Raw genomic sequence first — 12,945 nt, 5'->3', positions numbered from 1 at the left:
TCAGAAATGAGCCTACCAGCTGGTGATGGCACCCGAGAGAACATCCATCTCGTAGACGGGGTGAAGGCTGCCGCGCGGCTTTTCGCCGAGAATGTTGTCCTCGACGATGCCGTCATCGCTCTTGTCGGCCGCCACCCGGTCATAGGTCGGCTTGGGGACGCGGACGCCCCATTTGTCGACGGTCTTGACCGTGCCGTCTTCCTCACTGGTGACTGGCATCTTCAGGACGTCGCCCGACGGCGTCACCGCCTCGACGATCAGATAGTAGTTGCGGGCCTGGGTGTTGATGTCGGGCACCCGGAAGACGCCGGTTCGCTCGCCCGGCCGGGAGACGATGCGGAGCTCGTAGGTCTGTGCGAGCGTTGCCCGGAGATCGGCGACCGCCGCCACCGCCTGACGCGCCGCGCCGGCATCGCCGCCGGCGATCGCTGCGCGGGCGGCAGCGATCCGCCTGTCGGCCTCAGCCTTGGCATCGGACGTCAGCGCCTCGGTCGCCAGCGCCGCCTCGGCGGTATCGATGGTTTCCGGCAGCGTCACGCTCATTTCGATGCGTGCCGCCTCGGATGCCCGCTCAGTCGATGCGGCCCGCCAATAGGTGACGCCACCGAACACGGCAACGGCGACAAGCACAACCGCCGCCACCTTGGCCACCGTGGCCCGACCGACCCACAGCAGCGCCATCGTCCGGGCAAAGGAGGGCGGTGCCGGATCATAGGTGAACCGGCTCTCCTTCAGCGCCCGGATGCCGTCATCCAGGATGCGGTCGGAAACCCTGAGCCCCTGCCCTTCGTAGAGCGTCCTAAGCCGTTCCTTCAGCGTGGCATCGCGGCTGTCCTCGCTGAGCGCCTTCTCGACCAGCCCCTCCTGGTGACGAAGCGTGTCGACCACGTCCATCGCCAGCATGAGCTCGTCGAGTTTGGGGGCGACGGCGCCGCCCTGAGCGATGTCAGCCATTCAACACCAGCGCGTTGCCCTGCTCGGCGAGGCGAGCGATCCGCCGCTTGCCGTCCTCGACGGCGGCGCGGATCTCCTCGGAGTTCTTGGTGGCGAGCGTCCGCATCTCGGCGATGATCTCGGTCGAGCGCTCCTGGTAGTTGACCACACTGTCGACCAGCTTCTTCACCGCGTCGGCGCGCACGGTCGGTCCGTAGCCGGCCTTCAGCGCCTCTTCCTGCACCTTGCCACCGATGTCGGCCAGCACTTCCAGCGACTTCGACACGCCTTCCTTCATGGAGTTGAGCGTCTGCGTCGACTCGTGCAGCCCGAACACGCCGGTGAACGATGCCTTCAACGCCGTCAGCACCGATTCGTTGGTGGTGAAGAAGGAGACGGACTGCTGATAGACGCGCTCCTTGGCCGACGTGGTCTGAAGGAGGCGCGCCATGATCACTTCGGAGGTGTTGTAGCCGATAGTGAGGTTGTCGGCGAGATCCTTGGCGATCTGATACCGGCCCTCCTCGTTCTGCATTGCCCTGAGCTTCTCGTCGCGGATGAGCTCCAGGCGCGCCCGTTCCGAAGCGTCCGTACCCGCAAAGCCGGCCACCGCTTCGGACGCCTTGGTGAGCTCGTCCTTGGCAACAGTGAGCTTCGCCTCGCCCGCCTTCAGCACTTCCAACGCCGCCACCTCGGCCTGCTTCAGCGCGCCGCGGAAGTCTCGATAGGCCTCGAGGATGATCTGCTCGCGCTCGATGTTGGTCTTGGTGTCCCGCGCCACTTCGACATAGGTGTCGCGAATGCTGTCGAAGCGGCTGGCAATGTCGCCGCGCGAGATCTTCATCCAGGCATTGGTTGCCCGCTCGAACAGGTCGAGCTTGCCGTCGGAGATCTGATCGACCATCGCCTTGGCATCATCCCGGATCGAATTGAAGCCCTGCGTGATCTTCTCGTAGCGCTCGCCGATCGACATTTCCGAAATCTGCTCGCGCACCACCTCGTTGAAGACGCTCATCTGGCTGAGCGTGCGGGTGATCACCGCGATCTTGTCGGGATCGAGATCGGTAATCCGCTCGAGGAGGCCGACGATCGGTGCCTCCTCGGTTCGGGCCGGCAAGAGGCCGAGGTCGCGCAATCCACCCATCGCCTTGTCGAGATACTGCATGGGCGTCTTCACAATGTCGGTCGTAGTCAAGGCCGTTTCCCCCAGTCACCGAATGCGCGGATGAACGTCCGCGGGGCGTCGCGGAAGATGTAGTATTCCCACAAGCTGCCGCAAGCAGACGTTCAGCGAAAATTCAAGCACCGAACACGGCTTCCAGCGCGCCGCGCATCACCTTGGCGTCCGGCTCGCGGCCGGCCCACAGGCGAATGCCGATGACACCCTGGTTGACCAGCATGCCCAAGCCGTCGAGCGTTATGGCGCCATGCGTCTCGGCCGTCCTGAGGAAAGCCGTGTGCGGCGGATTGGGAATGACGTCGGCCACCACCAGACCAGGCCGGAGCGAGGTGAAGTCGACGGCCGGCAGATCGTTCACCCCTGGAAAGAGGCCGATGGACGTTGCGTTGATGAGAATGTCGGTTTCCCCGGGGACGACGTAATCATCCTTCAGAGGCACGAACTCCGCTGCCGCCGAGGTGTGCGCCGCCACGAGCTGTACCACCGCCTTGCCGCGTGCCGCGTCGCGGTTGACGACGGTGATCGAGGCGGCGCCTGCCAGCGCGGTCTCCACAGCGATCGCCCGTGAAGCACCGCCGGCGCCGAGCACCACGACATGCTTCCCCCTGGGATCGGTCACCGTCTTGAGCGAGGCGAGAAAGCCCTTGCCGTCGGTGTTCTCGCCGATCAGCCGGCCGTCCTCGTTGATGACGCAGTTGACCGCGCCGATGATCTCGGCCGATGGCGCAAGCTCGTCGATGAAATCGATCACTGCCACCTTGTGCGGCAGCGAGCAGTTGAAGCCGCGCCAGCCCATGGCACGGGCACCGCGCACGGCGTCGCCGAGATCGGCCGGCGCCACGTCGCAGTTGATGTAGCGGGCGTCGAGACCCATGGCGCGATAGGCCGCCTCGACCATGGCAACCGTGGGATTTTCGGCCACCGGCGTTGCAAAGCAACCTGTGAGAAGGCTGAGGAAATTGAGCTCGACCGGCATGACGCCATCCTCCCGCGGAGGGCGTTCCTGCCATCACGCCCTTCCTTGGCGCGATCTTATCGTCTGGAGACTGGATTGAAAACGCTACCCTCGGGCAGTTGCCGGTGAGGGACGCTAACGGCGGCCTTTGATCGGTGTCACCGTCGCCGATGGCTTCTCGACGGTAAACCGCTGTTCGATCACGCCGCGCCAGCCGAGGCCCCGATAGGTTTCGTAGCCGGGCGTCACATGCTGGGCGATGATCCGCCCGTCGCGCACCTGCCAGCCCGCCTCGCCGCCACCGAAGGCCGACAACCGTTCCGTCAACAGGCCTGCGCCGTCGGACGACGCAATGACGCGGTTGTCGCGATCGACGATCAGCACGCGGCTCACGGCTCGCTCGTCATCGGTCAGACGGACGCCCTCGACGATGGTCCGCGATTGCGGCTCCCAGTCGAAATGGATGGCGAGAAGGCCGACCGGCCGGCCGTTCACCTCGCCGCCGGTCCGCACCGGCGTCACGAAGGTGGCAACCATGGTGTCGGCGAGCAGCGCCTCGCGGGCGATGTCCTCGGCGTGAAAATCGTCGCCAGTCCGGAGCCCCATGCCGGTACGGAACCAAGAGCGCGACGAAACGTCGGCGCCGGCCACCGGAAAGCGGTCACCGCGACCGGACGCCACCACCCTGCCCGAGGGGTCGCAGAGCCAGATGTCGAGATAGACGGTGTAGGCGCGCAGAATGACATTGAGACGCCGCGCCGCATAGGCGAAGGCCGCCTCGCCGGGCTGCGTCATGGCGTCGACGAAGGCCGAATCGGTGGCCCACCAGCGGACGTCGCAGGTGCGTTCGTAGAGGTTGCGATCGACGATCTCGATAGCATTGAGCGCCAGATCGACAAGCCGCTGCCCTTGCGACGACTGGCTCATCTCCTCGACCAGCGAAGAGATCTCGCCGATTTCCGAGGCAAGTTCGGCCTCGAGGGCGGTCGACAGCTTCTCAACCTCTTCGGAGATGCCGCGCACCTCCTGGCTGACCACCGCGAAGCCGCGCCCGGCGTCGCCCGCCCGCTCCGCCTCGATCAACGCGTTGAGGGCGAGGATGCGCATGCGGCGATTGATCGCCCTGATCTGGCCCACCTTGTTGAAGGCGATTTCCTGGACCGAGGCCGACTTTGATGAGATATCGCGAATGGATACAACCGAAGCTGTCATCCGATCCCCCGATCACCGTATTTTACTTTGCAAAGAGTCGCATCGACCCCGTTAACAAAGTAAAAACAACGAGCGAGGAACTACATACGGGACTGCTGCTTTTATTTGCAGAATGGCCTTGCAAGGGGGATTTTGCGCTTAGAAACCGCTCAGACGACCATACGCGCTAGAAAAACGAAGATGATCGCACCAATGGTTGCGACGGCGACTTCGTGCAAAAAGGGGCTGGCGATAGGAAGGCTGATTCCCGTCCATTGCAGCACCAGGCCGCCGACGAACGAGCCGATCAGGCCGGACACGAGATATCGGATGAGGCCGCCGCCGCCCACCACGAAGCTCGCGAGCCAGCCGGCCAGAAGGCCGATGGCACCCCAGACGAGAAAGGCGTGTCCCTGCATCGGTATCTCCTGGCAATGAAAAGGCCGGCGGGTTTGCCGCCGGCCTCACGTTAAGTCGCGACTCGCGGCTTAAATATGGATGGCCCGGCCATAGGCGGCAAGCACGCTCTCATGCATGGTCTCGCTGACGGTCGGGTGCGGGAACACCGTGTGCATCAGCTCTTCCTCGGTGGTTTCGAGCTGCATGGCGACCACGAAACCCTGGATCATCTCGGTCACCTCGGCACCGACCAGATGGGCACCGAGCAGGCGGCCGGTCTTGGCATCGAAGATGGTCTTGACGAGGCCCTCCGGCTCGCCGAGCGCCACCGCCTTGCCATTGCCGATGAACGGGAAGCGGCCGATCTTCAGTTCATAACCAGCTTCCTTGGCTTTCTTCTCGGTGAGGCCGACGGAAGCCACCTGCGGATGGCAATAGGTGCAGCCCGGGATCTGCAGCTTGTCCATCGGATGCGGATGCAGGCCGGCGATCGCCTCGACGCACAGCGTACCCTCGTGCTCGGCCTTGTGGGCGAGCATCGGCGGACCGGCGACGTCGCCGATGGCATAGATGCCCGGCACGTTGGTGCGGCCGAGACCGTCGGTGACAATGGTGCCGCGCTCGATCTTCACGCCGAGCCCCTCGAGGCCGAGGTTCTCGACGTTGCCGACGACGCCCACCGCCGAGATGACGCGATCGGCGACGATCTCCTGCTTCGACCCATCCTTGAGCTCGACGGTGGCCGTCACCTCGTTGGCACCCTTCTTCAACGAGGCCACCTTGGCCTCCAGAAGGATCTTCATGCCGGCCTTCTCGAAGCGCTTCTTGGCGAGGTCGGCGATCTCGTGATCCTCGACCGGCATCACCTGGCTCATCACCTCGACGACGGTCACTTCCGAGCCGAGCGCCCGGTAGAAACTCGCGAACTCGATGCCGATGGCACCCGAGCCGACCACCAGCAGGCGCTTCGGCAGCGCTTCCGGTACCATGGACTCGAAATAGGTCCAGACCAGCTTCTTGTCCGGCTCGAGGCCGGGCAGCACGCGTGGACGGGCGCCGGTCGCCACGATGATATGCTTGGCCTCGAAGTCGCCGGCCGGCAGCCAGCCCTTGGGCGCGCCGTCGATGGCCTTCACCTTGACCTTGCCGGGCGCGGCGATGGTCGCCTCGCCCCAGATCAGGTCGACCTTGTTCTTCTTGAGCAGGAAGCCGACGCCCTGGCTCATCTGCTGGGCGATGCCGCGCGACCGCTTGACGATGGCCGGAATATCGACGCCCGGTTTCTCGGCCTTGATGCCGTAGTCGGCGGCATGCTCGATATAGTGGAAGATCTCGGCCGAGCGCAGCAACGCCTTGGCGGGAATGCAGCCCCAGTTGGGGCAGATGCCGCCGACATGGGCGCGCTCGACGACGCCGACCTTGAGGCCGAGCTGGGCGGCGCGGATGGCGGCGACATAACCGCCGGGGCCGGAGCCGATGATCAGGATGTCATACTGGGACATGGGTCTCTGCCTTCAATCTGGGTGCGGCGCCGGCCTGGCCTCGCGCCGGAAGCAGGCGGCGCCGGTTCAGCCGGCGGCCGCCTCCCGAAACGCACGACGGAGGTGTTCCGTCACACCAGCATCGACATCGGCTTCTCGATGAAGCCCTTGAACGCCTTCAGAAGCTCGGCGCCGAGCGCACCGTCGACGGCGCGGTGATCGGTGGAGAGCGTGACGCTCATCACGGTGGCGACGGCCAACTGGCCGTTCTTCACCACCGCCCGCTGCTCGCCGGCGCCGACCGCCAGGATGGTGGCGTGCGGCGGGTTGATGACGGCCGCGAAGTCCTTGACGCCGAACATGCCGAGGTTGCTGACCGAGGTGGTGCCGCCCTGGTACTCCTCGGGCTTCAGCTTGCGATCCTTGGCGCGCTTGGCGAGATCCTTCACCTCGTTTGAGATGGTGGACAGGCTCTTCTCGTCGGCCTTGCGGACGATCGGTGTGATCAGGCCGCCGGGGATCGACACGGCCACGCCGACATCGGCGTGCCTGTGCTTCAGCATGCCGCCGTCGGTCCACGACACGTGGGCGTCCGGCACGGCCTTGAGAGCCAGCGCGTAGGCCTTGATGACCATGTCGTTGACCGACACTTTGTAGGTCGGCTTGCCGTCGATGGTCGGCGCCGCGTCATTGATGTCCTTGCGCAGGGCCAGGAGCGCGTCGATCTCCACGTCGACGGTGACGTAGAAGTGCGGCACCGTCTGCTTGGACTCGGTGAGGCGGCGGGCAATGGTCTTGCGCATGCCGTCGTGCGGGATCAGCTCGTAGCTCTCCGGGTCGAACAGCTTCAGCGTCACCTCGTCGCTGGCGCCGGCCGGCTTTGGAGCAGGCGCGGCGGCTGGAGCCGATGCAAGCGGAGCGGGAGCAGCAGCCTTCGGGGTCGCCTCGGCACCCTCGACGTCGCGAAGGATGATGCGGCCCTTGGGTCCCGAGCCCTTGACGGACTTGAGGTCGAGCCCCTTCTCCTTGGCGACGCGGCGAGCCAGCGGTGAAGCGAAGACCCGGTCACCCTCGCCCGACCTGGAGCTTTCGGCCTTGGGAGCCTCCTGCTTGGGCGCTTCCGCCTTGGGCGCTTCCGCAGGCTGTGCCTTTTCCTCAACCTCCGGCGCTTCCGCCTTGGAGGTGGCGGGAGCCGCGCCGTCGGCGGCGGCAGCTGCGGCGGCGACGTCCTCGCCCTCTTCGGCGAGAACGGCGATCACCGCATTGACCGGCACATCGGCCGTGCCTTCGGCCACCACCAGCTTGGCGACGACACCCTCGTCGACCGCTTCGACTTCCATGGTCGCCTTGTCGGTCTCGATCTCGGCGAGCACCATGCCGGACTTCACGGCATCGCCCACCTTGACGTTCCACTTGGTCAGGTTGCCCGTCTCCATGGTGGGAGAGAGCGCCGGCATCAGGATCTTGATCGGCATGTCAGCTCTCCTCAGCGATAGGTGACGGCGCGCACCGCCTCGATCACCTCGCCGACGTTCGGCAGGGCGAGCTTTTCAAGGTTGGCCGCGTAGGGCATCGGCACGTCCTTGCCGGTGACACGGCCGACCGGCGCATCGAGATAGTCGAAGGCGTTGGCCTGGATCTGGTAGGCGATCTCCGAGCCCACCGAGCCCTGCGGCCAGCCCTCTTCCACCGTCACGCAACGGCCGGTCTTCTTCACCGAGTTGACCACCGTTTCGATGTCCATCGGGCGGATGGTCCTGAGGTCGATCACCTCGGCGTCGATGCCGAGACCGGCCAGCTCTTCCGCCGCCTTGGTCGCATAGGTCATGCCCATGCCGAAGGAGACGATGGTGACGTCCTTGCCTGCCTTGTGAATACGCGCCTTGCCGATCGGCAGCACGTAGTCGTCGAGCTTGGGCACATCGAAGTGATGGCCGTAGAGGATCTCGTTCTCAAGGAAGATCACCGGGTTGGGATCGCGGATCGCCGCCTTGAGCAGGCCCTTGGCGTCGGCCGCGGTATAGGGCATCACCACCTTGAGGCCGGGGATCATGCCGTACCAGGCGGCGTAGTCCTGGCTGTGCTGGGCGCCGACGCGGGCGGCGGCGCCGTTGGGGCCACGGAAGACGATCGGGCAGCCCATCTGGCCGCCGGACATGTAGAGCGTCTTGGCGGCCGAGTTGATGATCTGGTCGATCGCCTGCATGGCGAAGTTGAAGGTCATGAACTCGACGATCGGCTTCAGGCCGGCGAAGGCCGCGCCGACACCGATGCCGGCAAAGCCGTGCTCGGTGATCGGCGTGTCGATGACGCGCCGGGGGCCGAACTCGTCCAGGAGACCCTGCGAGATCTTGTAGGCGCCCTGGTACTCGGCGACTTCCTCGCCCATCAGGAACACGTCGCCATCGCGGCGCATTTCCTCGGCCATCGCCTCGCGCAAGGCTTCGCGCACCGTCTTGCTCTCGAACTGCGTCCCGGCGGGAATGTCGGGATCGGCCTCGGCCTTGACTGCGGGCGCCGCCGGAACCGTGCTCGACGCCTGCGCCATCGGCTGCGGCTTCTCGGCCGGTGCGGCCTGGGCCGCGGGCTTGGGATCCTCACCCGTCACCGGCTTGGGAGCACTCGCCTCGCCTTCCTCGCCAACACGGGCGATCACCGCGTTGACCTTCACGCCCTCGGTGCCCTCGGCAACCAGGATTTCGAGCAGCTTGCCCTCATCGACGGCTTCGATTTCCATCGTCGCCTTGTCGGTCTCGATCTCGGCGATCACATCGCCGGATTTCACGTCGTCACCGACCTTTTTCAGCCACTTGGTGAGCGTGCCTTCTTCCATGGTCGGCGACAGCGCCGGCATCAGGATATCGATAGCCATTTTGAAAAACCTTTCGGCGCTGTCAGCGAAGAATGTCGGTCCAGAGCTCGGACGGATCCGGCTCGGCATCGGCGGAGGCGAAGTCGGCTGCTTCGGTCACCACGGCGCGAACGCTCTTGTCGATCTCCTTGAGATCGTCCTCGCTGGCCCAACCCTTCTCGACCAGCCGCTTCCTGACCTGCTCGATCGGATCACGCTCGTCGCGCATCTTCTGCACTTCGTCCTTGGTCCGGTACTTGGCCGGATCGGACATGGAATGGCCGCGATAGCGGTAGGTCTGCATTTCCAGGATATAGGGGCCGTTGCCGGCGCGCGCCCATTCGACGGCCCGGTCGGCGGCCGCCTTGACGGCGCGAACGTCCATACCGTCCACCTGCTCGCCGGGAATGTTGAAGCTCTCGCCACGCTTGGCGAAATCGGTCTGCGCCGACGAACGGCTGACCGACGTGCCCATGGCATAGCGGTTGTTCTCGATGACGAAAATCACCGGCAGCTTCCAGAGCTGCGCCATGTTGAAGGTCTCGTAAACCTGACCTTGGTTGGCCGCGCCGTCGCCGAAGTAGACCACAGACACGTTATCGGTGCCGCGATACTTGTCGGCGAAGGCAAGACCGGCGCCGATCGGCACCTGGGCGCCGACGATGCCGTGGCCGCCGAAGAACTGCTTCTCGCGGCTGAACATGTGCATGGAGCCACCCTTGCCATGCGAGTAGCCGCCCTTGCGGCCGGTCAGCTCGGCCATGACGCCCTTGGGGTCCATGCCGCAGGCCAGCATGTGGCCGTGGTCGCGATAGGAGGTGGTGACTTGGTCCTCACCCTCGCGCAACGCCTTCTGGATGCCGACGACCACCGCTTCCTGGCCAATATAGAGGTGACAGAAACCGCCGATCAGCCCCATGCCATAGAGCTGGCCCGCCTTTTCTTCGAAGCGGCGGATCAGCAGCATGTCATGATAAGCCTTGAGCTCATCGTCCTTGTCGAAGTCGGCGACCTGATAGTTGATGGCCGGATTGGATGTCTTGCCGGTTTTTTTCGTTCCGGAGGTCGGTGCCGAAGCGCGAGCGCGCTTCTCGGTCGCCGGTCGAACAGCCATTGCTTGCTCCTCCCGTATCGGGATTATTCCGTAGAGGCGCCGACGGAACCCCTTTCCGGGGAGCAAGTCAAGGTTTGCAACGCATGTCAATCATGCGAAAGCCGCATCACTGGCGCACGCAATTAACTGAAATCAAGTTAATTCATGGAAAATATAGCAATATCAATTGCTTTTTGCCTGCGCCAGCTTGTCAAAATCCATGATGACCACTTCATTCGGATTGACCACCGAAAGCTGGATGCGCGCCCGTTCGTCGACCATGTCCTGATCGAGACTGGAAGGGCGCAAAAGCCTGACATGCGCCTCCAGCGCCGCCTTTTCGGCGTTGAGACGAGCCAGTTCGGCATTGAGTTCCTGGGTACGGTTCTCGAAGCGGGCGCGCCCCACCATGCCATACTCGCCATTGACGGCGTGGTAGCCGAAATAACCGAGAAAAACGGCCGTCACGGCCGGCAGGATCAGGCGGCGGAGCCAAGACGGGCGATACTGGCGGGTAATCATACGCAACGAACTCACGCGGAAGGCGGGACCATTCTGCTCCCCTGCCGAGAAATCTGGACCAACGTGGTAAAGGGAGGGTGAACGTCGGCGAAATGAGTTCCGCGAAGAGGCGAGCGGTGAAAGGTGGCAGTCTTTCCACAGCTACCGACGATCACGAGATCGTGTCCCGCCCTCGTCTCCCAAAACCGCCACGAAGGCCGGCGATGGGTATGAAAAAGCGGGGAGGATAGAGAGTGAGGAGAGCGCTGCCTTGGCCACGGCCGGCAACCACGCTGTCCGTGCTTGCCCATGCCCTACTCCTTGCACTCCTTGCGATTGAGGCGCCTCGCCATATACCCGTCGCGCAGCCGCCGGCGGCAATCGAGGTGGTGATGGTCGCTCCGGCGAACCGCACCCCCGCTCCGCCTGCCCTCGGCAAGCCGATCGCAGCGCTGCCCGAGGTTACGCGCCAACCATCACCTTCATCGCCGAGGGCCGCCCGCCCTCGCGCCGAGGGACGCATTGCCGCGACGGACTATTTTGCGGCCGGCGTCCTCAATGATCCGCGCAATCTTGAAACTCGGCAAAGGCTTGCGTCGCTCGCCAGCGACGAACGGCTGATCCAGCTCTGCAATATCGAGGCGATCGAACAGTTGAGGCGCTGGAAAGCCGACTTCGTACCCGATCACGTCGTTGCCTACGCAACCGCCGATCCGCGGCTGACCCCGACGTCAATGGATGCGACCGGCGCCGCCGTCTACGCTGGCGGGCAATGGTACCGGCTGTCGTTCAGCTGCAGCGCGACGAGCGACCTCACGCATGTGGCATCGTTCGACTTCAGGCTCGGCACGCCGATCCCGCACGAAGAGTGGGAACGGGACAATCTGCCCGAACAGATCGACGGCGACATGACCGACTGAGGCGAGCCTCAGCCGGCAATGGCAAGGCTCTTCAGCTTGCGGTGCAGCGCCGAGCGCTCCATCCCGACGAACTCGGCCGTGCGCGAGATGTTGCCGCCGAAACGGTTGAGCTGGGCCTTGAGATACTCCCGCTCGAAGATCTCGCGCGCCTCCCTGAGCGGCAGCGCCATCAGATGTTCGCCGCCCGAACCAGACGGCAGGGACGGCAGCATGGTGCCGATCTCCGATGGCAGCAGGTCGGCGGTGATCACCGCCTCCGGATCGCCGCGAGTCAGGATCATCAGCCGCTCGACGTTGTTGCGGAGCTGACGAAGGTTGCCCGGCCAGTCGTGCGACTGCAGTACGGCCATGGCATCCTCGCCGATGCGCCGGACCGGCAGGCCGGTGGCCCGGGAGATCTGATGCATCATCTGCTCGATGAGAAAGGGAATGTCTTCGCGGCGCTCCGAAAGGCCCGGCACGCGCACCGGCACCACGGCAAGGCGGTGAAACAGGTCCTCGCGGAAATGCCCCTCGGCGATCTCCCGTTCGAGATCGCGCGCCGTCGACGACACATAGCGCACGTCGACATGCACCTTCTGGGTGCCACCAACGCGCTCGAACGCCTGTTCGACCAGCACACGCACCATGCGGTTCTGCATTTCGCGCGGCATGTCGCCGATCTCGTCGAGATAAAGCGTGCCGCCATGCGCCTCTTCGAGGGCGCCGACCTTGCGCTTGCCGTCGGCGTCGGACTCGCTGCCGAACAGCTCGATCTCCATGCGGTCCGGCGAGAAGGCCGCCGCATTCAGCACCACGAAAGGACCGGCTGCCCGGTGCGAACGCTCGTGGATGGCGCGCGCCACCGATTCCTTTCCGGACCCGGATGGGCCGGAGATCAGCACGCGGCTGTTGGTGGGCGCCACTCGGTCGATGGTGTTGCGAAGCTGATTGACCACCGACGAACCGCCGACCACCCCCTCCGGGCGGTCCGAGCGGATTTGCAGTTCGCGGATCTCGCGCTTGAGGCGAGACGATTCCAGCGCCCGCTCGGCGATAAGCACCAGACGGTCGGCCTTGAACGGCTTTTCGATATAGTCGTAAGCACCGCGCTTGATGGCCGAGACGGCCGTCTCGACATTGCCATGGCCCGAGATCATCACCACCGGCACGTCGGGATTGCTGGTCTTGATCTCATCGAGAAGCTGCAAGCCGTCCATGCGGCTGCCCTGCAGCCAGATGTCCAGGAAAATGAGCTGCGGACGTCGTTCGGCGATGGACTGGAGCGCCTTGTCGCAGTCCCCGGCCGTGCGGGTTCCATGACCTTCGTCTTCCAGGATGCCCGCCACGAGATCGCGGATATCGGCCTCGTCGTCAACGATCAGAATATCGGTCGCCATTGTTTCCTGCGTATCCGTTCCGCCGCCTAGCGGCCGTCCTCAAGCCCCGGCCGCATCGGCAG

General features: G+C 64.6%; 12 protein-coding genes. 1 reads left to right on the top strand and 11 read right to left on the bottom strand.

Going from position 1 to position 12,945, the window contains the following annotated elements:
* Positions 1–12 precede the first annotated feature (12 nt).
* The 10 genes from CXZ10_RS02880 to CXZ10_RS02835 all read right to left on the bottom strand — a co-directional run bounded on the left by CXZ10_RS02880 (position 13) and on the right by CXZ10_RS02835 (position 10,605).
* Entirely contained in the window at positions 13–954 is a 942-nt protein-coding gene (locus CXZ10_RS02880) for a DUF6384 family protein (RefSeq protein WP_101287433.1), read from the bottom strand.
* Complete coding sequence (locus CXZ10_RS02875) at positions 947–2,098, bottom strand: cell surface protein (protein WP_101288334.1); 1,152 nt, start codon at positions 2,096–2,098, stop codon at positions 947–949. Before CXZ10_RS02875 ends, CXZ10_RS02880 begins: the two co-directional genes overlap by 8 nt.
* Positions 2,099–2,231: 133 nt before the next feature.
* On the bottom strand, positions 2,232–3,089 hold the full coding sequence (gene aroE, locus CXZ10_RS02870; RefSeq protein WP_101287432.1) for a shikimate dehydrogenase: 858 nt from the start codon (positions 3,087–3,089) through the stop codon (positions 2,232–2,234).
* Positions 3,090–3,203: 114 nt separating this feature from the next.
* Positions 3,204–4,280 carry a methyl-accepting chemotaxis protein gene (locus CXZ10_RS02865; protein WP_101287431.1) on the bottom strand — a complete coding sequence of 359 codons (1,077 nt, stop codon included), beginning with the start codon at positions 4,278–4,280 and terminating at the stop codon, positions 3,204–3,206.
* A 149-nt stretch (positions 4,281–4,429) separates the two neighbouring features.
* Positions 4,430–4,678, bottom strand: a complete 249-nt coding sequence (locus CXZ10_RS02860) for a GlsB/YeaQ/YmgE family stress response membrane protein (protein ID WP_101287430.1) — start codon at positions 4,676–4,678, stop codon at positions 4,430–4,432.
* A 69-nt stretch (positions 4,679–4,747) separates the two neighbouring features.
* Positions 4,748–6,160: a dihydrolipoyl dehydrogenase gene (lpdA, locus tag CXZ10_RS02855; RefSeq protein WP_101287429.1), complete on the bottom strand. Its 1,413-nt coding sequence runs from the start codon at positions 6,158–6,160 to the stop codon at positions 4,748–4,750.
* 110 nt (positions 6,161–6,270) lie between these two features.
* On the bottom strand, positions 6,271–7,614 hold the full coding sequence (locus CXZ10_RS02850; protein ID WP_101287428.1) for a pyruvate dehydrogenase complex dihydrolipoamide acetyltransferase: 1,344 nt from the start codon (positions 7,612–7,614) through the stop codon (positions 6,271–6,273).
* Positions 7,615–7,625: 11 nt separating this feature from the next.
* Positions 7,626–9,011, bottom strand: coding sequence for a pyruvate dehydrogenase complex E1 component subunit beta (locus CXZ10_RS02845; protein WP_101287427.1), 1,386 nt, complete (start codon positions 9,009–9,011; stop codon positions 7,626–7,628).
* A gap of 22 nt (positions 9,012–9,033) precedes the next feature.
* Positions 9,034–10,104, bottom strand: a complete 1,071-nt coding sequence (gene pdhA / locus CXZ10_RS02840; protein WP_101287426.1) for a pyruvate dehydrogenase (acetyl-transferring) E1 component subunit alpha — start codon at positions 10,102–10,104, stop codon at positions 9,034–9,036.
* Positions 10,105–10,266: 162 nt separating this feature from the next.
* A complete protein-coding gene (locus CXZ10_RS02835) occupies positions 10,267–10,605 on the bottom strand; it encodes an FtsB family cell division protein (protein WP_101287425.1) in 339 nt (112 codons plus the stop codon).
* A gap of 371 nt (positions 10,606–10,976) precedes the next feature.
* On the opposite strand from CXZ10_RS02835, the gene CXZ10_RS02830 reads away from it, so the two are divergent.
* Positions 10,977–11,504: a DUF930 domain-containing protein gene (locus CXZ10_RS02830; protein WP_101287424.1), complete on the top strand. Its 528-nt coding sequence runs from the start codon at positions 10,977–10,979 to the stop codon at positions 11,502–11,504.
* Positions 11,505–11,512: 8 nt separating this feature from the next.
* Here the strand turns inward: CXZ10_RS02830 and ntrX are convergent, their stop codons facing one another.
* Positions 11,513–12,883, bottom strand: coding sequence for a nitrogen assimilation response regulator NtrX (ntrX, locus tag CXZ10_RS02825; RefSeq protein ID WP_101287423.1), 1,371 nt, complete (start codon positions 12,881–12,883; stop codon positions 11,513–11,515).
* Positions 12,884–12,945 lie beyond the last annotated feature (62 nt).

It is taken from the genome of Pleomorphomonas diazotrophica, assembly GCF_002844595.1.
Taxonomy (GTDB): Bacteria; Pseudomonadota; Alphaproteobacteria; order Rhizobiales; family Pleomorphomonadaceae; genus Pleomorphomonas; species Pleomorphomonas diazotrophica.
The sequence above is the reverse complement of the archived record's forward strand: the minus strand, read 5'-3'. Positions and strand labels throughout refer to the sequence as shown.

What these genes read in the sequence shown, in the direction of transcription:
- CXZ10_RS02860 (WP_101287430.1), bottom strand. Translation starts at nt 4,678, where the DNA reads ATGCAGGGACACGCCTTTCTCGTCTGGGGTGCCATCGGCCTTCTGGCC.
- lpdA (WP_101287429.1), bottom strand. Translation starts at nt 6,160, where the DNA reads ATGTCCCAGTATGACATCCTGATCATCGGCTCCGGCCCCGGCGGTTAT.
- CXZ10_RS02830 (WP_101287424.1), top strand. Translation starts at nt 10,977, where the DNA reads ATGGTCGCTCCGGCGAACCGCACCCCCGCTCCGCCTGCCCTCGGCAAG.
- CXZ10_RS02875 (WP_101288334.1), bottom strand. Translation starts at nt 2,098, where the DNA reads ATGCAGTATCTCGACAAGGCGATGGGTGGATTGCGCGACCTCGGCCTC.
- pdhA (WP_101287426.1), bottom strand. Translation starts at nt 10,104, where the DNA reads ATGGCTGTTCGACCGGCGACCGAGAAGCGCGCTCGCGCTTCGGCACCG.
- CXZ10_RS02880 (WP_101287433.1), bottom strand. Translation starts at nt 954, where the DNA reads ATGGCTGACATCGCTCAGGGCGGCGCCGTCGCCCCCAAACTCGACGAG.
- ntrX (WP_101287423.1), bottom strand. Translation starts at nt 12,883, where the DNA reads ATGGCGACCGATATTCTGATCGTTGACGACGAGGCCGATATCCGCGAT.
- CXZ10_RS02850 (WP_101287428.1), bottom strand. Translation starts at nt 7,614, where the DNA reads ATGCCGATCAAGATCCTGATGCCGGCGCTCTCTCCCACCATGGAGACG.
- CXZ10_RS02865 (WP_101287431.1), bottom strand. Translation starts at nt 4,280, where the DNA reads ATGACAGCTTCGGTTGTATCCATTCGCGATATCTCATCAAAGTCGGCC.
- CXZ10_RS02845 (WP_101287427.1), bottom strand. Translation starts at nt 9,011, where the DNA reads ATGGCTATCGATATCCTGATGCCGGCGCTGTCGCCGACCATGGAAGAA.
- CXZ10_RS02835 (WP_101287425.1), bottom strand. Translation starts at nt 10,605, where the DNA reads ATGATTACCCGCCAGTATCGCCCGTCTTGGCTCCGCCGCCTGATCCTG.
- aroE (WP_101287432.1), bottom strand. Translation starts at nt 3,089, where the DNA reads ATGCCGGTCGAGCTCAATTTCCTCAGCCTTCTCACAGGTTGCTTTGCA.